The sequence below is a fragment of the Desulfuromonas versatilis genome, from assembly GCF_019704135.1.
GTDB lineage: Bacteria > Desulfobacterota > Desulfuromonadia > Desulfuromonadales > NIT-T3 > Desulfuromonas_A > Desulfuromonas_A versatilis.
This window is the reverse complement of the sequence record NZ_AP024355.1, coordinates 4,459,524-4,479,568: the sequence shown is the minus strand read 5'-3', so window position 1 is coordinate 4,479,568 and position 20,045 is coordinate 4,459,524. Positions and strand designations below refer to the sequence as shown.

Genomic DNA, 20,045 nt, shown 5'->3' with positions numbered 1-20,045 from the left:
CCGAGCAGATCGATTTCATAGTATACCGCCCCGGGCGACTTCGCGCCAAGGGTTTTAGCGCGGTTTTTCCATCCAGGCACCGGGTGCGCGCGGCGCGGCCTGCGCAAAGGGGGTGCGCTTGTGCGCTGCCGGCCGGCTGGTTAAAATGAATCCAGGGGTAAAGGCGGGGAAAGGAGCGACGATGAGAAGAATTTGCCTGGCGGCTCTGTTGGCGTTGGCGCTAACGGGATGTTCCCACGTACTGTCAAAGGAAGCGCTCGTCGAGGTCGACCCGCTGCTTGAGTTCGAGCAGGTCAAGAGCAACCCCGAGCGGTATCGGGAGCGGACCCTGGTGGTGGGGGGACTGATCCTCGACAACAATGTCTCCCCGGAGGGGACGGAGCTCGAAGTGCTGCGCTACAGCCTCGATCGGTGGGGCTGGCCCGGGGATGCGGATGAAGCAGGGGGGAGGTTTCTGGCGCGCAGTGAAAAATTACTCGATCCGGCCCTTTACAAGCCGGGGCGCCTGGTCACCCTCTCCGGCCGGGTTGCGGGCAGCCAGAGCCGTCCTCTGCAGGATTCCACCTATCACTACCCGGTCTTCGCCATCGGCGAGATCTATCTCTGGCCCGAGTACCGGGAACGCTCCTACTTTGACGACTATCCCTATTACGGCCCGCCCTACCACCCCTACTATCATCCCCCCTACTACCCCTACTGGCACCACTACCCCTACCGGTATGGCCCGCGGCATTTCCGCAACCCCTACTGGTGGTAGCCGGCAGCCGTCCCCTGCAGAAGCGGAAGGCCCGCTCCTGCAGGGGTGGGTGGATCAGAGGATTTCCAGCAGTTCCAGTTCGATGGAGAGATCCTCGCCGGCCAGGGGATGGTTGGCGTCGAGGGTGACGGTGGTGTCGGTGACCTCGACGACGGTGACCGGGTACTCCTCGTCGTCATCGTCGGTGATCCCCAGGGTGTCGCCTACCTCGGGCTGCAGGTCCGCGGGCAGATCGCTGCGCTCGATGACCATGACCAGTTCCTCGTCGAAGGGGCCGTAGCCCTGCGCGGCGGGGACCTGAACGGTCTTCTTCTCGCCCGGCTGCATGCCGATGACCGCATCGTTGAGCCCGGCGATGATCTCTTCGTCGCCGACCACGAATTCAAGGGGACCGGCGCCGCAGCCGCAGTCGTCGCTGTGGCACTCCTCGGTGGAGTCGAAGATTTCGCCGTCGGCCAGTCTGCCGGTGAAGCTGATTTTGACGCGGTCGCCCGCTTTGGCCTGTGCCATGTGGATGGTTCCTTTCCAGTGGGTTGATTTGGCGCAACTATAGCAGAGCCGACCGGGGCAAGTCGACCATTTAGCCCGGCTTGAGGTTTTTCTGTGCCGCGGCGGGGCGCAGCTGGCGGATCAGCAGGCCGCCGACGATCAGCACCAGCCCGGCGTAGGTCGAGGCGAGGATCTCTTCGCCGACCAGAAAATGGATGAAAACCAGGGAGAGAAACGGCGAGAGGAAGATCAGGTTGCCGACCCGGGCGGTGTTCTCCGAGAGTTTCAGTGCGCGCAGCCAGAGCACGAAGGTGATCCCCATCTCGAACAGGCCGACGTAGCCCGCCCCGAGCAGCCCGGGCCAGGCGGGCAGGCGCAGCTCGGAGAAGAGCAGGCAGTAGACCAGGACGAAGGGGAGCCCGCAGGCGAAATTGAGCAGCAGCCCCACCACCGGGTCGCGATCGTCGCGGATGCTGAATATCCAGTAGAGGGCCCAGATCAGGGTGCTGAGCAGCGCCAGGGCGACCCCCAGGGGGTTGGAGAAGTGCAGGCTGAAGATCGCTCCGCGGGTGGAGATGACCCAGACCCCCGAGTAGCTGACCAGCATCGCCGCCACCTCCTGCCAGCCGATTCTCTGCTTGAGCAGGGGGATCGAGAGCAGCACCAGGGTCAGCGCCCAGGTGTAGTTGAGCGGCTGCGCCTCCTGGGCGGGGAGCAGGGCGTAGGCCTTGAACAGGATCAGGTAGTAGGCGAAGGGATTGAGCAGCCCCAGCAGCAGCGAGCGGCGGTATTGAACGGCGCTGCAGCGAAAGATCTCGGCGAGCCGCCCCTGGGCCAGCAGGATGGCGCCCAGGGTCAGCAGCGAAGCGCTGCTGGCGAACAGCAGCAGCTGGGCGTGGTCCTGGTACTGCAGCGAGATCTTGAAGGCCGAGGCGACGGTGGACCAGAGCAGCACCGTGGCCAGGCCGTAGAGGTAGGCCTTTTTCTGGTCGGGCATTAAACCGCCACCTTGACGACGACCTTTTTCACCTGCTGCGCGGCGCCGGCCTGCAGCCCCGGCATGTGCGCGTCCTGGGGGAAGAGGATGACGAAGCTGCCGGCGCCGACCTCGAAGAAGTCCCCCGTCCCCTCGAGCACCACCAGGTCGCGCTGCTCATCGTAGGGTTTGGCCTGCAGTCCGGCCAGGTTGGCGTAGCCGAAGCGCTCCGTCCCCGATACCACATACTGCACGTCGACGTAGCGGCGGTGGGCCTCCCAGAACCCCTGCTCCGGGGGTTTGGTCGGGTAGCTCTGGATCATGGCGAAGATCCGCTCGCCGTCGATCTCGTAGCGGCCGTCGGCTGCCGCCGCCAGGTCGGTGGCGGCCAGGTACTCCAGGGCCCGGGCGATGCCCTGGCCGAGCCCGGCATAGCGGGCGGCGTTGTCCAGCGAATCGATAACCATGGCAACCCTCCAGGGTCAATGGGTGTTGGCGCCCGCCGCGGGGGGGGCGAAAAAAGCCTCGATTTCGGCAAAGACTTCCCGGGCGGGGGCGGCCACCACCCGGGCCTGGGGGAGCGAGCGCAAAAAGATGCGCCCGTAGCCCTTCTTCACCACCCGGGCATCGAGGATCAGCACCACCCCGCGGTCCTCGCGGTGGCGGATCAGCCGGCCGAAGCCCTGCTTGAACTTGATCACCGCCTGGGGGACCGTGTACTCCATGAAGGGGTCGCCGCCGGCGGCCTCGATGGCCTCGGCGCGGGCCTCGAGTACCGGCTCGGTGGGGACCTTGAAGGGGAGCCGGGCGATGATCACCTGCTCCAGGGCGCGCCCCGGCACGTCGACCCCCTCCCAGAAGGAGTCGGTGGCGAACAGCACGCTGGTCGGGTCGGCGGCAAACTTCTTCAGCAGCCGGTGGCGGTTCTCCTCGCCCTGGCGCAGGCAGTGATAGCCGCGGGCGCCGAGCACCAGGGAGAGTTCGCCGTAGACCCGGCGCAGCAGCGAGTAGGCGGTGAACAGCACGAAGCTGCGCCCGTCGGCGGCGAGGATGGCGCGCTCGGCGAGATCGCGGACCATCTCGGGGTAGCCCGCGCGCCCCGGCTCGGGGATGTCGGTGGGCACCGCCACCAGCGCCTGGCTGGCGAAGTCGAAGGGGCTGTGCAGCAGCAGTTCGCTGAGCCGCGCCGGTTCGGCCAGGTCGAGGCCGGTGCGGCGCTTGAAATAAGCGAAGGAGTCGCCCACCGCAAGGGTCGCGCTGGTCATGACCACGGTCTTGAAGCGCTCGTAGATCGCCTCCTTGAGCAGCCCGGCCACCTCCAGGTAGGCGCTGCACAGCCGGGTGACGATGCCGCTGCCGCGGCCGATGCGCCCGCGCCCCACCTCGAACCAGACGCAGCTGCGCTCGTCGCCGGCGACGAACTGCCCGAGATCGGCGGCGATCCCCTCGAGCCGCCCGGCGATGCCGCGCAGGTCGGTGACCGGCGAGCCGAGCTTGTCGTAGACCTCGTCGGGGATCCGCCCGCACTCCTTGAGCAGGGCGCGCAGCTCCTTGGCGAGCAGCCCGGTCTCCTGCATGAGCTCGCGTACCCGGTCGCAGACCGAGGCCCAGGCTTCGCCGGCGGCCAACGCCGGGGTGACCCGCTGGCGGAGCTCCTCGCGCTCGCTGATCGGCTGACCGAGGGCCGCGGCCAGATCCTCGCCGATCCCCTCGAGCAGCACCACCGAGCGGTCGGAGAGCCCCTGGCGGGCCACCATCAGGTTCTCGATGCGCCCGTGCAGGTCGCGGTAGAGCTGGTCCTCGCTGTCGGGCAGTTCGCGGGAGAGCGCCGCCAGCAGCCGCGGCAGCAGCCCCTTGTCGGGCTTGCGCGGGTGGCGCAGGCGGTTGAGCACCCGGGCGAAGGCGAAGCGGGTCACCTGGGAGGAGAAATAATTGGTGGCCACGTCCTCCAGGTGGTGGGCCTCGTCGAGGATGATCCGCTCGAAGGGGGGGAGCACCGCGGCCGCCGAGTAGTTGTCGGTCTGGTGACGCAGCGAGAGGTCCGAGAGCAACAGGGCGTGGTTGACCACCAGCAGATCGGCCTGGGCGGCGCGGCGCCGCGCCTTGTGGAAAAAGCAGCCGGCGTAGCTGGCGCAGCGGGCCCGCGAGCACTGGTCGATCTCGCAGCGCACCTCCTCCCAGACCTGCTCGCGGGGGATGAAAGTCAGCTCTTCGCGAGAGCCGTCGGCGCTCTTCTCCGCCCACTCGAAGAGGGCGTTGAGCTCGCCGGTGAGCTCGTCCTCGAACAGCCCCGGCTCCAGGCGGGCCGCCTCAAGACGGCGCCGGCAGAGGTAGTTGCCGCGCCCCTTGACCAGCACCGCCTGGAACTCCAGGCCGGTGGCGCGCCGCAGAAACGGCAGGTCCTTGCGGATCAGCTGCTCCTGCAGGTTGATGGTGTTGGTCGAAACCACCACCCGCTCCTCGTTCTGCAGCGCCCAGAGGATGGCCGGGGCCAGGTAGGCCAGGCTCTTGCCGGTGCCGGTGCCGGCCTCGATGACCGCCAGCTTCCCCTTGTTGAAAGCCTCACCGACGGCGAAGGCCATGCGCAGCTGCTCGGGGCGCTCCTCGAAGCCGGGCAGAGCCCGGGCCACCACCCCCTCGGGCCCCAAAATGTCGCCGATGCGCTGGGGTTCGAGCTGCTTTTCCTCCTTGCGGGCGAAGGCCTCCACCACCCTGTACACATTTTCCACAGGGTTATCCACAATGTAGAAGCCGACCCCCAGCGAGCCGAGGTGCGAGGCGATCTCGATATCGGCCCCCGAGGGCTGCAGGCCCCCCGAGGGGTGGTTGTGCACCACCACGTCGCCGAAGCTGCAGGCCTGCAGGATGGCCGGCACCGCTTGGCGGTTGCCGCGGGCCAGCACCTCGAGTTCGCAGATGCGCAGCTCGGCGTCGGTGCGGCCGAGAAAAAAGACTTCGTTGCCCCCGGCCTCGGCGATGGCGTGGCGCATCATCTGCAGGGCCTCGGGGTAAAAATTTTCTTCGATCAAAGGCATGCTCCCGGTGAAGGGGCAATTATAGGGGAGGGGAAGGAAAAAGAAAAGATGGCAGACTGTCGTCCAGGGGGGGGCGGGGCTCGCCGCCCTGCCTGAGCCCTCGCCGGCCCCGGCGGGCCGGCCGGCCCTAGCTAAGGGCGGCCTTGATCCCTTCGGCGTAGGAGGTGGGCTGGATGCCGAAGGCCTGCGCCCAGTCGGCGGGGTCGCAGACGTTGCCCTCGAGCAGCATGGTGAGCTGGGTGCTGGTGATGGGGAAAAGGGGAACCCCTTGGAGCAGGGAGACTACCGGCTTGATGAGGAACAGGGGCTGGTGGATCTTGCAGACGCGGCTTTTGCCCAGCGCCTGGCCGGTCAGGTCGAGGATCTCGTTGTAGCTGTAGCTCTCTGTCCCGCAGCAGTGGAAGCTGCGGCCGATGGTTTCCGGCTTGTTCAAGGCGGCCGCGAAGGTTTTTGCGACATCCGCCACCGCCACCGGCGACATGCGGTAGCGGCCGTCGCCGAACACCGGCAGCGCCGGCAGCTTGCGGATGAGATCGGCGAGCATGGTGACGAACTCGCTGCCGCGGCCGAAGATCAGCGAGGGGCGGAAGATGGTCCAGTCGAGCTGCGAGCCGCGCACCAGTTCCTCGGCCCGCCACTTGGTCCGGTGATATTCGGTGGACCCGTCGGCGGCGGCGCCGTTGGCGCTCATCTGCAGGTAGCGCCTCACCCCCTGGGCCCGGGCCGCCTCGACCAGGTTGCGGGTGGCCGCCACGTGCAGCCGCTCGAAGGTGATCCTCCGGTTGGGAAACTCGCGGATGATCCCCACCAGGTGGATGACCGCGTCGCACCCCTCGAGCAGCCCCTGCAGCGAGGCCGCCTCGGTGGCGTCGCCGTGGCGGACCTCGATCCCTGCGGTCGCGGGCAGCTTCCCCTCGGAGCCCTTGCGCACCAGGCAGCGGGCCTGGTGCCCCGCGGCGAGCAGCTGCCGCAATACCTCCCCGCCGACAAAGCCGGTCGCGCCGGTAACGAAAACCTTCATGGTGAACCTCCTGGCCTGGTAGGGGCGCAAAACTTTGCGCCCTCATTACAATCATTCTTCTCCGGTTCGCAGAGGGCGATCGTGATGAATCACGCCCCTACCCCTTGATCACCGCCAGCGGCTTGAGGCGGGCGACGATCTTGCCGATGCCGGCCTGCTGCACCACCCCGACCACCTCCATGACGTCCTTGTAGGCCTCGGGGATCTCCTCGGCCACGGTGGCCCGCGAGGCGGCGCGGATATGGATCCCCTGGGCGGCCAGTTCGGCCTCGACGTTGTGGCCGCGGGCCTGCTTCTTGGCGGCGTGGCGGCTGAGCACCCGCCCGGCGCCGTGGCAGGTCGAGCCGAAGGTCTCCTCGAAGGCGCCCTGGGTGCCGACCAGCACGTAGGAATAGCGCCCCATGTCGCCGGGGATCAGCACCGGCTGGCCGACGTGCCGGTAGGCGGCCGGGGTGTCGGGGTGGCCGGGCGGGAAGGCGCGGGTGGCCCCCTTGCGGTGAACGCAGAGCCGCCGTTTTTTCCCCTCGAACTGGTGGGTCTCCCACTTGGCGATATTGTGGCAGACATCGTAGATCAGCGACATGCGCAGCTCGGCCGGGCCCTTGCCGAGCACCTGCTCGAAGCTCTCGCGCACCCAGGCGGTGATCAGCTGGCGGTTGGTGAAGGCGAAGTTGGCGGCGCAGGCCATGGCGGCCAGGTACTGCTTGCCCTCGGGGCTGCTCAGCGGGGCGCAGCACAGCTGCCGGTCGGGCAGCTCGATGCCGTACTTGCGCGCCGCGTGCAGCATGGTGCGCAGGTAGTCGTCGCAGACCTGGTAGCCGAAGCCGCGGCTGCCGGTGTGGATGGTGACCACCACCTGGCCGGAAAACAGGCCGAGGGCGGCGGCCGCCTGCTCATCGCCGATCTCCTCCACCAGGTCGACCTCGAGAAAATGGTTGCCTGAGCCCAGGGTGCCGAGTTGGTTGCGGCCCCGCTCCAGGGCCCGGTCGGAGACGAGCTCGGGGTCGGCGCCGGCGATGGTCCCCTGCTCCTCGATGTGCTCCAGGTCCTCGGGGCGGCCGAAGCCCTGCTCCACCGCCCAGCGGGCGCCGCGGACCAGCACCTTGCGCTCCTGCTCGACGCTGAGCTTGAGGTCCTTGCGGTGCGAGCCGACCCCCGAGGGGACGTTGCGGTACAGAGCGTCTGCCAGCTGCTTGAGATGAGGGCGGACTTCGCTGACCTCGAGATCGGTGCGCAGCAGGCGCACGCCGCAGTTGATGTCGTAGCCGACCCCGCCGGGGGAAACCACCCCCTCGTCGGCGTCGAAGGCGGCCACCCCGCCGATGGGAAAACCGTAGCCCCAGTGGATGTCGGGCATGCCGATGGACGGGCCGACGATGCCCGGCAGGGTAGCGACGTTGCGCACCTGCTCGAGGGCCTGCTCCTGCTGCAGGAAGGCCATCATCTGGCGGCTGGCGAAGACCAGCCCGTCGGTGCGCATGGCCCCTTCGCGGGGAAGGCGCCAGCGGCAGGCGTCGATCTGTTCCACTTTCACGCTCATGGTCTGCTCCAGCTCCGGCGGGTGTTCACAGATCCAGGTAGACCCGCGCCCGCCAGCTCCCCTGCGCCTCTTCCACCAGAATCCGGTGATAGGTAACCGCTTTGACCTCCCGCTCAACCGGGTGGCGCCGCGGGTCGAGGGGTTCGCCCCGGACCCTGGCCCGCAACCGGGTCGCCTCGGCCTGCTCGATGGCGAAGGCGGCGGGCAGCAGGTGGCGGGATTCGAACAGGTAGAGCAGTTCGCCCAGCCAGGCGACCAGCAGCTCCTCCCGGTCCGCCGCGCCCAGCTCGAGGACCACCTCCTGGCGCGGCTGGATGTCCGTCGCCTCGGTGATCACCGCCCGCAGCCCGAACGCCGCCTGTTCGAGAAGCTGGGCGAAGCTCTCCGCTTCGGCTTCGATGCCGATGTCGGCGGTGTGTTCCAGCAGCCGGTAGTGGTTCACGGCCCTTGCCATCTCCGGAAAAAATACGGAACCAGCGCGGTGGTGTTCCGCCTGGTTCCGATACGGGTGGACGCGATCGATATGGTCGGGTGCTGCTTCAGGCGCCTCGCTCCCAGGTCACCCGGCAGATTGAATGCTCCTCGGTCCAGCTGACCTTCAGCTCGCCCTGGTGGGCCTTGTGCAGGGCCCGGCCGAGGTGCTCGGCCAGCTTCTCCTCGGTGGTCTCGATGACCAGATCGTCCCCTTCGCGGTCCATGCGGATGATGCGTTCCAGGGGATTCTTGGCCATCGCCTTGGTCTCTTCGTTGCGCAGAATGTTGCGGATCTCCTCCTCATGGTCCCAAAGGTATTCCCCCCGCAGGGTGACGATCCCTTCAGGGTAACTTTCGGCGATTTTCTGGCAGGCGGGGCAGGTCACCCAATTGGCCTCGGGGCTGTTCTCCATGGCCGCGTAGGCTTTGGGGTCGAGATCCCAGCGCTTGTTGCGGTAAAAGGCTTTGCACGAGGAGCACAGCGCCGGTTCCTTGAGCCCTTCGCCGGAGATGTAAGGGTCTGCACTGGTTTTTACCCGGCCACGCTTGTCGCTGATCCCGAACTTCCTGACGTCTTTCTGCATATACGGACCCCCTTTCCAACGTCGAACAACTCATCCTGTTTCCAGTATAGCACCTTTGCCCTGCCGGGCCAGATGCCCGCAACCGGTCGAATAACAGCTTTTTCCCAGGATTTGGCGGCGCTCAGGGAGGCCACCCGGTGTGATGCTGCGGATAGCCGCGGGGCGGATCGAGGCTGCGCAGCACCGCACGGCAGGGGGCGCCGTCGGCCGCAGCGATCTTCAGCGGCAGGCAGAGCAGTTCGTAGTCGCCCGCCGTGATCCCCTTCAGGTTGAGTCCCTCAAGGATGACCACCCCGGCCTCCAGCAGCCGCCGATGGACCTCTCCTTCGCCCTGGGCCGCTTCGATGGATAGGTAGTCGATGCCCACCAGGTTCACCCCCCAGTCGACCAGCAGGGCGGCGGCCTCCGCGGTCAGGCCGGCATAGTCGGGAACAAAGTCTCGCCGCCCCCAGAACTCCGAGTTGCGGGTGCGCAGCAGCAGTCGCCGGTTCCCCTTCAGTTTGAGTCGGCGCAATTCGGCGGCGCCGATGGGCCCCGTGAACTGCGCTAGGTCCGCCACCCGGCACGGGCCGATCAGTCTCTCCAGGGGGATGGCGTCCAGCGTAGCGCCCTGCTCGAGCAGATGGGCGGGAGCGTCGAGGTGGGTTCCCGTGTGGCTGCCGAGGCTGAGCAGGGTGGTGCGCCAGCCTGCGTCATCCTGGCGGGGGGTGAGTCGCGGCGGCGGGTCCCCGGGGAATACCGGCAGGGTGTCGGAAATGCAAACCGAAATGTCGTGAATCGTCATGGCCGTCCTCGCCCCTGGAGTGGCTCCCCGCCTGAAAAAGGCAATTTCATTGAATTTGTGTAATTTTTTGCACGGATGCTATTATTTGTAGCAGTGAATGCGGGGCTGGCAAGCAGTTTAGCAGACTCCGACCAAAGTGTCCCCTCCCTGCTGATTGAGGCTTGACAAATTTTAATCATAGTATATAAAAACAATGTTATCGTTCGGTTATAGTGCATAATTTTTCATTTTTTGGCTTTTTGTCCGCCAAGATAAAAACCATGTTTTGAGTTTGGCTTTCTCCTTCGGAAAGGAGGCTGGGGAAATGAAAGTCGATTCCAATCCCGCGACCGTCGAGCTGCCGGAAAAAATTCTGCAAAAATGGGAGGCCAGGGGCGTCAGCCGCCGCGACTTTCTCAAGTTCTGCACAGCGACCACGGCGGCCCTGGCGCTGCCGGTCAGCTTCATCCCCAAGGTCGCCCAGGCCCTGGAGGATGCCCGGGTGCCGGTGATCTGGCTGGAGTTCCAGAGCTGCAGCGGCGACTCGGAGGCGTTTCTGCGCGCCAACCAGCCGACCGCCGCCGACATCATCCTCGACACCATCTCCCTGGAATACGCCGAGGTGGTGATGGCCGCCGCCGGCCATCTCGCCGAGGAGGCCAAGCACCAGGCGATGGAGAGGTACAAGGGCAAGTACATCGCCATCGTCGAAGGCTCCATCCCCACCGGCGACGGCGGGGTCTACTGCACCGTGGCCGGCAAAAGCGCCCTGGAGACGGTGCGCGAGGTCTGCGGCAACGCCGCGGCGACCATCGCCGTGGGCAGCTGCGCCGCCTTCGGCAACATCCCCGCCGCGGCGCCCAACCCCACCGGGGCCATCGGGGTGATGGAGGCGGTCCCCGGCGCCGCGGTGGTCAACCTGCCGGGCTGCCCGCTCAACGCCGCCAACCTGACCGCCACCATCGTTCATTTTCTGACCTTCGGCAAGCTGCCGGCCACCGACCGGCTGGGCCGCCCGCTGTTCGCCCACGGCAAGCGCATCCACGACAACTGCGAGCGGCGCGGCCATTTCGACGCCGGCCAGTATGCCGAGGCCTTCGGCGACGAGGGGCACCGCAAGGGGCACTGCCTCTACAAGCTCGGCTGCAAGGGGCCCGAGACCTTCCACAACTGCCCCACGGTGCGCTACAACGAGGGGGTCAGCTGGCCGGTGATGGCGGGGCACGGCTGCATCGGCTGCTCCGAGCCCCAGTTCTGGGACACCATGACCCCCTTCTACCGGCGGCTGCCCAAGGTGCCGGGTTTCGGCATCGAGGCGACGGCGGACAAGATCGGCCTCGGCATCGCCGTGGGCACGGCGCTGGCCTTCGGCGCCCACGGGGTGGTCAGCGCCTTTCGCAAGGGAGAAGAGGGGAAATCCGCCCAGGACCGGAAGGAGAAATAAGCCATGGCCAACAAAATCGCCGTCGACCCGGTAACCCGCATTGAAGGACACCTGCGCATCGAGGCCCAGCTCGAGGACGGCAGGATCGCCAACGCCTGGAGCTCCTCCACCGCCTTTCGCGGCATCGAGACCATCCTCAAGGGGCGCGACCCGCGCGACGCCCACCACTTCACCCAGCGCTTCTGCGGCGTGTGCACCACCGTGCACTCCATGGCCAGCATCCGCGCCGTCGAAGACGCGCTGAAAATCCAGATCCCCGACAACGCCCGGCTGATCCGCAACCTGATCATGGGCATCCAGAACGTGCAGGACCATGTTATTCACTTCTATCATCTGCACGCCCTCGACTGGGTCGACATCACCAGCGCCCTGCAGGCCGACCCCGCGGCCACCGCCAAGCTGGCCCAGTCGATCTCCGACTGGCCCAACTCGAGCGTGAGCCATTTCAAGGCCGTCAAGGAGCGCATCGCCGCTTTCGTCGGCACCGGGCGGCTGGGGCCGTTCCAGAACGCCTACTGGGGGCACAGCGCCTACCGGCTGCCCCCCGAGGCCAACCTGATGGCGGTGGCCCACTATCTCGAGGCCCTCGAGTGGCAGAAGGAGGTCATCAAGATCCACGCGGTGCTCGGTTCGAAGAACCCCCATCCGCAGACCTTCCTGGTCGGCGGCATCGCCATGCCCGTCGACCCCGACAGCCAGAACGCCATCAACGCCGACAAGATCGCCTACCTGGCCAAGCTGTTCAAGAAGGCGCGGGTCTTTGTCGAGCAGGTCTACATCCCCGATCTGCTGGCGGTGGCCAGCTTCTACAAGGACTGGGCGGCCATCGGCGGCGGGGTCGGCAACTTCCTCAGTTACGGGGACTTCCCCATGGACAACAGCGGCGGGACCGGCAACCTCTATTTCCCCCGCGGGGTGATCCTGGGCAAGGACCTGGCCAACCTGCTGCCGATGGACGAAACCAAGATCACCGAATACGTGACCAACTCCTGGTACAGCTATAGCGGTGGCGACGACAAGGGACTGCATCCCTACCTGGGCGAGACCAACCACAAGTACACCGGCCCCGCGCCTCCCTACGAGTGGCTTGACACCGACGGGAAATATTCCTGGGTCAAGTCGCCGCGCTATATGGACCAACCCATGGAGGTCGGACCGCTGGCGCGGGTGCTGGTGGCCTATGTGGGCGGCAACCCGGATGTCAAGGGAGCGGTGGATTTCGTCCTGGCCAAGCTCGGGGTTGGCCCCGAGGCGCTCTTCTCGACCCTGGGGCGCACCGCGGCGCGCGGCGTCGACTGCCTGGTGCTGGCGCAGAAGAACGAACTGTGGCTCAACCAGCTGGCCGACAACATGGGCCGCGGCATTCTCGAGACCCACAACAACGAGAAATGGGACCCGGCCACCTGGCCCAGGGAGGCCCAGGGGTTCGGCTACCACGAGGCGCCGCGCGGCGCCCTGGGGCACTGGATCCGCATCGAGAACGGGCAGATCGCCAATTTCCAGGCGGTGGTCCCCTCCACCTGGAACGCCGGACCGCGCGACGCCATGGGGCAGATGGGCCCCTACGAGTCGGCGCTCATCGGCACCCCCATCGCCGACCCGGAGAAGCCGCTGGAGATCCTGCGCACGGTGCACTCCTTCGACCCCTGCCTGGCCTGCGCGGTGCACCTGCTCGACGGCCGGGGGACCGAGATCATCAAGGTCAAGGCGTTGTAGGCCAGTGATAAGTAATGAGTAATAAGTGAGTAGTAAATGCCTTTTCTTGTCACTCCTCACTTATTACTCATTACCCGCTTTTTCCTCCGAAGGAGGTCAGCATGCTGCAAAAAACCTACGTCTGGGAATGGCCGGTGCGCATCACCCACTGGCTCAACGCGATCTGCATCCTGGTGCTTTCGGTGACCGGCTACTATATCGGCGATCCCTTTTACACGGCCAATTCCACCTCCCAGTACCTGATGGGTTGGAACCGGGCGATCCATTTCTTTTTCGCCTACCTGTTCACCGCCTCGGTGCTTACCCGCATCCTCTGGGCGTTTCTCGGCAACCGCTACGCCTCGTGGAGGACCTTCTTCCCCTGGGCTTCTCGGGGAGGGTGGAAGTACATCATCGGCACTTTCAACTACTACACCTTTCTGCGCGCCAGGGTGCCCCACGTGATTGGCCACAACGCCCTCGCGGCAATGGCCTATTCGGCAGTGTTCCTGCTGTTCGTGCTGCAGATTCTCACCGGCTTCGCCCTCTACGGTCAGTATGCCCCGGGCAGCGGCTGGGACAGCGTCCTGGGCTGGATGCTGCCGGTCTTCGGCAGCCAGTGGCTGCGCTTGACCCACCACATGATCATGTGGCTGCTGATCGGCTTCGCCATCCACCATGTCTACAGCGGTTGGCTGATGGACGTGAAGGAGCAGAACGGCACCATGGGCAGCATCTTCGGCGGCTACAAGTTCATCGATCCCAAGGAGCTGTGATGCGGGTATTGATCCTGGGGCTCGGCAACGCCCTGATGAACGACGACGCCTTCGGCTGCCGGGTGGCGGCGGAGCTGGTGGCCGGTTACGAGTTCCCCGCCAATGTCGCCGTTCTGGACGGCGGAACCCTCGGCCTCGACCTGCTCCCTTATCTGGAGGGCGTGGACAGGCTGCTGATCGTCGATGCCCTGGAGATGGGCGCCGTGCCCGGAACGATTTTCCGCCTCGAGGGGGAGGAGGTGCCGCGGGCCTTCGCCAGCAAGCTCTCGGTCCACCAGATGGGGGTTCAGGACCTGCTGGCGGTGGCCGAGCTGCAGGGGCACCTGCCCGGCGAGCTGGTGGTCTGGGGAGTGCAGGTCGGCTCGGTGGAGATGGCGCTGCAGTTGACCCCGCCGGTGCAGGGCGCCCTGGCCGAAGTGCGGCAGGGGGTTCTCGATGAGCTCGAGCGCTGGGGAGTGCCGGCCGAGCAGAAGGCGGCCTGAACAGATTTGTTGCAAGTGCCGGGGGGCCGTCCACAGATGGCCCCTTTGGGGTTGGGGATTGGCATGCGAACGGCAACCAGGAGCCCAGTCATGACGCGAGCCGCCCTGGTTCTTCTGCTGGTCTCGGCCATGGTCGGCTGCCGGGAATCGGCCCCGCCCTACCCATCGCGGCAGCCCCCGGAGGGCCTTCTGGAGAGTTCCGCCGGCCGCGCCGCTGGCGCCGCGCTGTTCGCCGCCAAATGCGCCTCCTGCCACGGCCGGCCGGGGGAGGGGCGCAGCCCCCGGGCCGATTTCTTCCAGCCCCCCGCCCCGGATTTCCACGACCGGAAATACCGCAGCGTCGATCCCGCCTTCCTGTTCTGGCGCATCAGCCACGGCAAGACCGTCGAGCCCTACCTCTCCCGCGGGTCGGTGATGCCGGCCTGGGGCCCCCATTTCAGCGACGAGCAGATCTGGCAGCTGGTGGCCTACCTGCGCAGCCGCGCCGGGGGGTGATTTTAAAGCGACAACGGGGCGGCCCCTTGCGGAGCCGCCCCGTTGTGTTTTTCAGGTGCGCACAGAATCTCTTACTCGTTCCACCCTTCCGGGTGCACGTCGCCGATCTGCTCCCAGTGCTCGGGGGAGCGCCAGAGGCTCGAGGTGATCAGTTCGCGGATGTGCAGAAACTCCTTGGGCATGCGGTCGAAGAGCTTGATGAACAGCTCGTCGTGGGCCACCAGTTCGTCCTTCCACTGGGCGCGGTCGACCGCCATGATTTCGTGGAATTTCTCGCGGCTGATGTCCAGCCCCTCCCAGTCGATGTCCTGGTAGCGGGGCATCCAGCCCAAGGGGCTTTCCACCGCCCCAGTGCGGCCGGTGACGCGCTCGACGATCCACTTGAGCACCCGCATGTTCTCCCCGTAGCCCGGCCAGACGAACTTGCCGTCCTCATCCTTCTGGAACCAGTTGACGCTGAAGATGCGCGGCGGCCGGGCGATGGTGCGGCCGAACTGCAGCCAGTGGCTGAAGTAGTCGGCCATGTGGTAGCCGCAGAAGGGGAGCATGGCGAAGGGGTCGCGGCGCACGTTGCCGGTGGCGCCCACCGCCGCGGCGGTGGTCTCCGAGCCCATGGTGGCGGCGAGATACACCCCGTAGCTCCAGTTGAAGGACTGATAGACCAGGGGGATGGTGTTCTTGCGTCGGCCGCCGAAGATGAAGGCGGAAATCGGCACCCCTTTGGGGTTTTCCCAGTCCGGGTCGATGGAGGGGCACTGGGAGGCCGGCGAGGTGAAGCGGGCGTTGGGGTGGGCGGCGGGGCGGCCGCAGCCCGGGGTCCACTCCTGGCCCTGCCAGTCGGTCAGCTTGGCCGGCGGCTCGTCGGTCATCCCTTCCCACCAGACGTCGCCGTCGGGGGTCAGGGCCACGTTGGTGAAGATGGTGTTGGCGGCGCAGGAGGCCATGGCGTTGGGGTTGGTCTTGGCGTTGGTGCCGGGGGCGACGCCGAAGTAGCCGTACTCGGGGTTGATGGCGTAGATCTTGCCGTCGGCGGCCGGCTTGATCCAGGCGATGTCGTCGCCGATGGTGGTCACCTTCCACCCTTTGCTCTGGAAGCTCTTGGGCGGGATGAGCATGGCGAAGTTGGTCTTGCCGCAGGCGCTGGGGAAGGCGGCACCGACGTAGGTCTTCTCCCCCTCGGGCGACTCCACGCCGAGGATCAGCATGTGCTCGGCCAGCCACCCCTCGTCCTTGCCGATCTTGGAGGCGATGCGCAGCGCCAGGCACTTCTTGCCGAGCAGGGCGTTGCCGCCGTAGCCCGAGCCGAAGGACCAGATGGAGCGCTCCTCGGGAAAGTGGACGATGTATTTTTCCTTGTTGCAGGGCCAGGGGCTGTCCTGCTGTCCCGGCTCCAGCGGCGCGCCCACCGAGTGCATGCAGGGGATGAACTCGCCGCTGCCGAGCACGTCGAGCACCGCCTTGCCCATGCGGGCCATGATCCGCATGTTGATGACCACGTAGGGCGAGTCGGAGATCTCCACGCCGATCTTGGCGATGGGCGAGCCGAGCGGCCCCATGCTGAAGGGGATGACGTACATGGTGCGCCCCTTCATGCACCCCTTGAACAGCCCCTTGAGCTTGGTCTTCATCTCCTTGGGGTGCATCCAGTTGTTGGTCGGGCCGGCGTCGTTCTTGGAGATGCTGCAGATGAAGGTGCGGTCCTCCACCCGGGCCACGTCGATGGGGTCCGACCAGGCCAGGTAGCTGTTGGGCCGCTTTTCCGGGTTGAGCTTGCGGAAAGTCCCGCTCTTTACCAGCAGCGCGCAGAGCTCGTCGTACTCCTGCTGGGAGCCGTCGCACCAGTGGATTTTCTCCGGTTGGCAAAGGGTCGCCATCTCCTCGACCCATTTCAGCAGTTTGTCGTTTTTGGGGACCTCGTAACTCATGCTCGGTAGCCTCCTGATGGAAGTGGTGGAGTGTCGCGGAACAGCGGTTTGAATGGTTCTGTCTCGCCCGGCCCGGGCCGCCCCGGGAGGGGAACGGCAAATATGCAGGGGCGGCCGCTTTGTTGCGCTGCATCCCCACCTTACGGGGGTCGGTTCAGAAAATTTAAGGTTCCAACTATACAATAAACTCCTGTTGCAATCAAAGGAGAAAGCGCGCTTTTTCGGGGAGATGGAGGCAGAAAAAAGCGGACATTTTCCGCCTGCCGGGGCCGGTCTGCCCGGGGTTGGGGGTTAAATGCGGATTTTAGTTATATTTTTCTTTTTTATTTGCAATAAATTTGTTAAAAGGTTGGGGGCTTAAGGCACCCCCCCTTGGGGGAGACCAGACTACCAAGTAGAAAAAGGGGTAACGTGATGATTGAGGCCAAGGACCTGGGGTTAACCAGCGTCGGGAAAATTTTCCATAATCTCGACTACAGCCAGCTCTTCGAGCACGAATCCGCCAACCGTGAAGGCAAAGTTTCAGCCAACGGCACCATGATGGTCGACACCGGCAAGTTCACCGGCCGCTCTCCCAAGGACAAGTACTTCGTCCACCAGAAGCCTTCTTTCGATAACATCGCCTGGGGCAAGGTCAACGTGGCCATGGCTCCCGAGGTGTTCGACGAACTGCATGCCGAGGTCCTCGACTACCTCGCCGGCAAGGATCTCTACGTCACCGACGGTTTCTGCGGCTCCAACGAAAAGACCCGCAAGTCGGTGCGCTTCGTCACCGAGTTCGCCTGGCAGTCCCACTTCGTCAAGAACATGTTCATCCGCCCCAACGGTGAGGATATCAGCGGCTTCGCTCCCCAGTTTACCGTCTACAACGCCAGCAACCTGACCAACAACAACTGGGAGAAGCACGGGCTCAACTCCGAGGTCTTTGTCGTCTTCAACATCGAGAAGAACGTGGCCATCATCGGCGGTACCTGGTACGGCGGCGAGATGAAGAAGGGCATCTTCACCATGATGAACTACTGGCTGCCGCTGCAGGGGATCCTCTCCATGCACTGCAGCGCCAACGTCGGCCAGGACGGCGATGTCTGCCTGTTCTTCGGCCTCTCGGGCACCGGCAAGACCACCCTGTCCACCGACGCCGCCCGCAAGCTGATCGGCGACGACGAGCACGGCTGGGACGACGACGGCATCTTCAACTTCGAGGGCGGTTGCTACGCCAAGTGCATCAACCTCAGCGCCGAGAGCGAGCCGGAGATCTACGCGGCAATCCGCCGCAACGCCCTGCTCGAGAACGTGGTCGCCGACGACGACGGCGTCATCGACTTCGACAGCCGCGCCAAGACCGAGAACACCCGGGTCTCCTATCCCATCGAGCACATCGATAACCACGAGGCGAGCCTCAAGGCGGACCATCCGAAGAACATCATCTTCCTCACCTGCGACGCCTTCGGCGTGCTCCCCCCGGTCTCCAAGCTGACCAAGGAGCAGGCCATGTACTACTTCCTCTCGGGCTACACCGCCAAAGTGGCCGGCACCGAGCGCGGCGTGACCGAGCCCCAGGCCACCTTTTCGGCCTGCTTCGGCGAGGCCTTCCTCCCCCTGCATCCCACCGCCTACGCCAAGCTGCTCGGCGAGAAGATGGAAAAGCACGGAGTCAACGCCTACCTGGTCAACACCGGTTGGGCCGGCGGCGGCTACGGGGTCGGCAAGCGCATGAGCATCAAGGCGACCCGCGCCTGCGTCAACGCCATCCTCGACGGCAGCATCGAGAAGAGTGAGTTCGAGCAGACCCGCTGGTTCCGCCTCAATATCCCCAAAAGCCTGGAAGGCGTCGACAGCGCCCTGCTCAACCCCCGCAACGCCTGGGCCGACAAGCAGGCCTTCGACAACACCGCCAACAAACTGGCCGGGATGTTCATCGAGAACTTCAAGAAGTACGTCAAGGACGGTGACGACTTTGACTTCACCCAGGCCGGGCCGCGGATGTAGGCGGCATCCGTCAGCATCTTTTCCGCAGCAACGACAAGGGGCGCCTCCAGGGGCGCCCCTTGTCGTTGCTGGAAAATAACCGGAGTTGTCCCGATAGGGCTTGATATTCCAGCCGAAATTGCCAGAATTATCAGGATGAGAAAAACGCCGCAGGATTGGAACGAAAAATGGCGGGAGGCCGCAGACCGCCCCCTGGCCCCCGATCCCTGGCTGCTGCGGGTCTTGCCCCTGCTGCCCCGGGGGGCCGTGCTCGATTTGGCCTGTGGCCAGGGACGCAATGCGCTGCTGCTGGCCGAGCGCGGCTACCAGGTGACGGCGCTGGATCTCTCCGCAACCGGCCTGGAGCGGCTTCGCGAAGAGGCCGCCCGGCGCTCCCTGCCCATCCGGGTGCGCCAGGTCGACCTGGAGGCCGAACCCCGACTCGGCAGTGCCCGCTATGCTGTGGTGCTGGATTTTTTCTATCTGCAGCGCGGCCTTTTCCCGGCCATCCGCCAGGCCCTGCGCCCCGGCGGAGTGGCGGTGGTGCGCACCTTCAGCAAGGCCGGGCCCTTCCCGGGCGGCCCCGGCAACCCTGATTATGTCCTGGAGCCGGGGGAGCTGCTGCAACTCTTTGCGGGCTGGGAGATCCTGCTGCACGAAGAGGGGCTCGAGCCCTCGAGCAAGGGGGGGAGTCTGGCCGGCATCGTCGCCCGCCGCCCCCGCGGAGAGCGGAGTTAGATTTGCTCCTGACTCCTGACGCCTGACGCCTGACGCCTGACTCCTGGTATCCTTATGTGCCTGATACTGTTCGCCCTCAACGGCCACCCCGACTACCCGCTGGTGCTGGCCGCCAACCGCGATGAATTTTACCGGCGAGCCACCGCGCCGGCCGGCTTCTGGGAAGAAAGACCGGATCTGCTGGCTGGTCGGGACCTGGTCGAAGGCGGGACCTGGCTGGGGATCTCCCGGACCGGGCGCCTGGCTGCGGTGACCAACTACCGTGACCCTGCCGAATGGGGTGAGAAGCGGCGCTCGCGGGGCCTGCTGACCAGCGAGTTCCTGCTCGGCAGCCAATCCCCCCGGGCCTATCTCGAAAAGGTGGCCGCCGAGGCCGATCGTTACAAGGGCTTCAACCTGCTGGCGGGAGACGGGGCGGATCTCTGGTATTACTCCAACCGCCAGGGGCAGCTCCGCAAGCTTGAAGCCGGCTGCTACGGGTTGAGCAACCACCTGCTCGACACCCCGTGGCCCAAGGTCGCCAGCGGCAAGGCCGCCCTGGAAAGGGTCCTGGAGGCGGCGGCCCCGGCCCGGGTGGAGCCCCTGCAGAAGGTGCTCTCCGACCGCTCCCTCCCCCCCGATCACCAGCTGCCCGATACCGGCGTCGGCCTTGACTGGGAGCGGGTGCTGGCCTCACGGTTCATCGTCAGCCCGGATTACGGAACCCGCTCTTCCACCGTGCTGCTGCTGGCCCGGGACCGGACCCTGACTTTTGCCGAAAGCACCTTCGGACCGGGGGGCGAGCGGCAGAGCGAGCGTCGTTTCGTATTAGCTCCCGGCCGCTGAATTCTTTGATCCTGTGCGCAGCGGCGAGCCTGGCTGCGGACGGGATGCCATTTTTTCT

The 20,045-nt window shown here is 65.7% G+C and carries 19 protein-coding genes; 9 read left to right on the top strand and 10 right to left on the bottom strand.

What is annotated here, in order from left to right; all coding sequences use genetic code 11:
- Nucleotides 1-181 precede the first annotated feature (181 nt).
- Complete coding sequence (locus DESUT3_RS20050; protein WP_221250268.1) at nucleotides 182-757, top strand: Slp/YeaY family lipoprotein; 576 nt, start codon at nucleotides 182-184, stop codon at nucleotides 755-757.
- Between the two features lie 54 nt (nucleotides 758-811).
- Here the strand turns inward: DESUT3_RS20050 and DESUT3_RS20045 are convergent, their stop codons facing one another.
- From DESUT3_RS20045 to DESUT3_RS20005, 9 genes are all read right to left on the bottom strand, one after another.
- Nucleotides 812-1,267: an FKBP-type peptidyl-prolyl cis-trans isomerase gene (locus tag DESUT3_RS20045; RefSeq protein WP_221250267.1), complete on the bottom strand. Its 456-nt coding sequence runs from the start codon at nucleotides 1,265-1,267 to the stop codon at nucleotides 812-814.
- A gap of 70 nt (nucleotides 1,268-1,337) precedes the next feature.
- The gene (locus DESUT3_RS20040; RefSeq protein WP_221250266.1) at nucleotides 1,338-2,243 is read right to left on the bottom strand and encodes a DMT family transporter; all 906 of its coding nucleotides are present in this window, start codon (nucleotides 2,241-2,243) and stop codon (nucleotides 1,338-1,340) included.
- A complete protein-coding gene (locus DESUT3_RS20035; protein WP_221250265.1) occupies nucleotides 2,243-2,689 on the bottom strand; it encodes a YhcH/YjgK/YiaL family protein in 447 nt (148 codons plus the stop codon). Before DESUT3_RS20035 ends, DESUT3_RS20040 begins: the two co-directional genes overlap by 1 nt.
- Nucleotides 2,690-2,704: 15 nt before the next feature.
- On the bottom strand, nucleotides 2,705-5,248 hold the full coding sequence (locus DESUT3_RS20030; RefSeq protein WP_404827059.1) for a helicase C-terminal domain-containing protein: 2,544 nt from the start codon (nucleotides 5,246-5,248) through the stop codon (nucleotides 2,705-2,707).
- Between the two features lie 136 nt (nucleotides 5,249-5,384).
- Nucleotides 5,385-6,278, bottom strand: a complete 894-nt coding sequence (locus DESUT3_RS20025; protein WP_221250263.1) for a complex I NDUFA9 subunit family protein — start codon at nucleotides 6,276-6,278, stop codon at nucleotides 5,385-5,387.
- A 97-nt stretch (nucleotides 6,279-6,375) separates the two neighbouring features.
- Nucleotides 6,376-7,818 (bottom strand): RtcB family protein, encoded by a 1,443-nt coding sequence (locus DESUT3_RS20020; protein WP_221250262.1) that lies wholly within the window; start codon nucleotides 7,816-7,818, stop codon nucleotides 6,376-6,378.
- Nucleotides 7,819-7,843: 25 nt separating this feature from the next.
- On the bottom strand, nucleotides 7,844-8,272 hold the full coding sequence (locus DESUT3_RS20015) for an archease (RefSeq protein WP_221250261.1): 429 nt from the start codon (nucleotides 8,270-8,272) through the stop codon (nucleotides 7,844-7,846).
- A gap of 85 nt (nucleotides 8,273-8,357) precedes the next feature.
- Nucleotides 8,358-8,876 (bottom strand): BCAM0308 family protein, encoded by a 519-nt coding sequence (locus DESUT3_RS20010; RefSeq protein WP_221250260.1) that lies wholly within the window; start codon nucleotides 8,874-8,876, stop codon nucleotides 8,358-8,360.
- Nucleotides 8,877-8,997: 121 nt separating this feature from the next.
- On the bottom strand, nucleotides 8,998-9,660 hold the full coding sequence (locus tag DESUT3_RS20005; RefSeq protein ID WP_221250259.1) for a cyclase family protein: 663 nt from the start codon (nucleotides 9,658-9,660) through the stop codon (nucleotides 8,998-9,000).
- 304 nt (nucleotides 9,661-9,964) lie between these two features.
- On the opposite strand from DESUT3_RS20005, the gene DESUT3_RS20000 reads away from it, so the two are divergent.
- From DESUT3_RS20000 to DESUT3_RS19980, 5 genes are all read left to right on the top strand, one after another.
- Nucleotides 9,965-11,083, top strand: coding sequence for a hydrogenase small subunit (locus DESUT3_RS20000; RefSeq protein ID WP_221250258.1), 1,119 nt, complete (start codon nucleotides 9,965-9,967; stop codon nucleotides 11,081-11,083).
- A gap of 3 nt (nucleotides 11,084-11,086) precedes the next feature.
- Nucleotides 11,087-12,799, top strand: a complete 1,713-nt coding sequence (locus DESUT3_RS19995) for a nickel-dependent hydrogenase large subunit (RefSeq protein WP_221250257.1) — start codon at nucleotides 11,087-11,089, stop codon at nucleotides 12,797-12,799.
- Between the two features lie 101 nt (nucleotides 12,800-12,900).
- On the top strand, nucleotides 12,901-13,554 hold the full coding sequence (cybH, locus tag DESUT3_RS19990; protein WP_221250256.1) for a Ni/Fe-hydrogenase, b-type cytochrome subunit: 654 nt from the start codon (nucleotides 12,901-12,903) through the stop codon (nucleotides 13,552-13,554).
- Entirely contained in the window at nucleotides 13,554-14,036 is a 483-nt protein-coding gene (locus tag DESUT3_RS19985) for a HyaD/HybD family hydrogenase maturation endopeptidase (protein WP_221250255.1), read from the top strand. The genes cybH and DESUT3_RS19985 overlap by 1 nt, the downstream gene beginning before the upstream one ends.
- A gap of 90 nt (nucleotides 14,037-14,126) precedes the next feature.
- On the top strand, nucleotides 14,127-14,531 hold the full coding sequence (locus tag DESUT3_RS19980) for a c-type cytochrome (protein ID WP_221250254.1): 405 nt from the start codon (nucleotides 14,127-14,129) through the stop codon (nucleotides 14,529-14,531).
- Nucleotides 14,532-14,602: 71 nt separating this feature from the next.
- Here DESUT3_RS19980 and DESUT3_RS19975 read toward each other — a convergent pair whose 3' ends face one another.
- Complete coding sequence (locus DESUT3_RS19975; protein ID WP_221250253.1) at nucleotides 14,603-16,456, bottom strand: phosphoenolpyruvate carboxykinase (GTP); 1,854 nt, start codon at nucleotides 16,454-16,456, stop codon at nucleotides 14,603-14,605.
- Nucleotides 16,457-16,870: 414 nt separating this feature from the next.
- Here DESUT3_RS19975 and pckA point away from each other — a divergent pair, with 414 nt between their 5' ends.
- The 3 genes from pckA to DESUT3_RS19960 all read left to right on the top strand — a co-directional run bounded on the left by pckA (nucleotide 16,871) and on the right by DESUT3_RS19960 (nucleotide 19,987).
- Nucleotides 16,871-18,445, top strand: a complete 1,575-nt coding sequence (gene pckA, locus DESUT3_RS19970) for a phosphoenolpyruvate carboxykinase (ATP) (protein ID WP_221250252.1) — start codon at nucleotides 16,871-16,873, stop codon at nucleotides 18,443-18,445.
- A 135-nt stretch (nucleotides 18,446-18,580) separates the two neighbouring features.
- The gene (locus DESUT3_RS19965; RefSeq protein ID WP_221250251.1) at nucleotides 18,581-19,162 is read left to right on the top strand and encodes a class I SAM-dependent methyltransferase; all 582 of its coding nucleotides are present in this window, start codon (nucleotides 18,581-18,583) and stop codon (nucleotides 19,160-19,162) included.
- A 54-nt stretch (nucleotides 19,163-19,216) separates the two neighbouring features.
- Nucleotides 19,217-19,987 carry an NRDE family protein gene (locus tag DESUT3_RS19960; protein ID WP_221250250.1) on the top strand — a complete coding sequence of 257 codons (771 nt, stop codon included), beginning with the start codon at nucleotides 19,217-19,219 and terminating at the stop codon, nucleotides 19,985-19,987.
- Nucleotides 19,988-20,045: the final 58 nt, after the last annotated feature.

Bases quoted from the DNA above. Each gene is read 5' to 3' on its own strand.
- DESUT3_RS20045 (WP_221250267.1), bottom strand. From the start codon at position 1,267: ATGGCACAGGCCAAAGCGGGCGACCGCGTCAAAATCAGCTTCACCGGC.
- DESUT3_RS20040 (WP_221250266.1), bottom strand. From the start codon at position 2,243: ATGCCCGACCAGAAAAAGGCCTACCTCTACGGCCTGGCCACGGTGCTG.
- DESUT3_RS20010 (WP_221250260.1), bottom strand. From the start codon at position 8,876: ATGCAGAAAGACGTCAGGAAGTTCGGGATCAGCGACAAGCGTGGCCGG.
- DESUT3_RS20015 (WP_221250261.1), bottom strand. From the start codon at position 8,272: ATGGCAAGGGCCGTGAACCACTACCGGCTGCTGGAACACACCGCCGAC.
- DESUT3_RS19975 (WP_221250253.1), bottom strand. From the start codon at position 16,456: ATGAGTTACGAGGTCCCCAAAAACGACAAACTGCTGAAATGGGTCGAG.
- DESUT3_RS20005 (WP_221250259.1), bottom strand. From the start codon at position 9,660: ATGACGATTCACGACATTTCGGTTTGCATTTCCGACACCCTGCCGGTA.
- pckA (WP_221250252.1), top strand. From the start codon at position 16,871: ATGATTGAGGCCAAGGACCTGGGGTTAACCAGCGTCGGGAAAATTTTC.
- DESUT3_RS20000 (WP_221250258.1), top strand. From the start codon at position 9,965: ATGAAAGTCGATTCCAATCCCGCGACCGTCGAGCTGCCGGAAAAAATT.
- DESUT3_RS20025 (WP_221250263.1), bottom strand. From the start codon at position 6,278: ATGAAGGTTTTCGTTACCGGCGCGACCGGCTTTGTCGGCGGGGAGGTA.
- DESUT3_RS19995 (WP_221250257.1), top strand. From the start codon at position 11,087: ATGGCCAACAAAATCGCCGTCGACCCGGTAACCCGCATTGAAGGACAC.
- DESUT3_RS20050 (WP_221250268.1), top strand. From the start codon at position 182: ATGAGAAGAATTTGCCTGGCGGCTCTGTTGGCGTTGGCGCTAACGGGA.
- DESUT3_RS19960 (WP_221250250.1), top strand. From the start codon at position 19,217: ATGTGCCTGATACTGTTCGCCCTCAACGGCCACCCCGACTACCCGCTG.
- DESUT3_RS19985 (WP_221250255.1), top strand. From the start codon at position 13,554: ATGCGGGTATTGATCCTGGGGCTCGGCAACGCCCTGATGAACGACGAC.
- DESUT3_RS19980 (WP_221250254.1), top strand. From the start codon at position 14,127: ATGACGCGAGCCGCCCTGGTTCTTCTGCTGGTCTCGGCCATGGTCGGC.
- cybH (WP_221250256.1), top strand. From the start codon at position 12,901: ATGCTGCAAAAAACCTACGTCTGGGAATGGCCGGTGCGCATCACCCAC.
- DESUT3_RS20020 (WP_221250262.1), bottom strand. From the start codon at position 7,818: ATGAGCGTGAAAGTGGAACAGATCGACGCCTGCCGCTGGCGCCTTCCC.
- DESUT3_RS20035 (WP_221250265.1), bottom strand. From the start codon at position 2,689: ATGGTTATCGATTCGCTGGACAACGCCGCCCGCTATGCCGGGCTCGGC.
- DESUT3_RS19965 (WP_221250251.1), top strand. From the start codon at position 18,581: ATGAGAAAAACGCCGCAGGATTGGAACGAAAAATGGCGGGAGGCCGCA.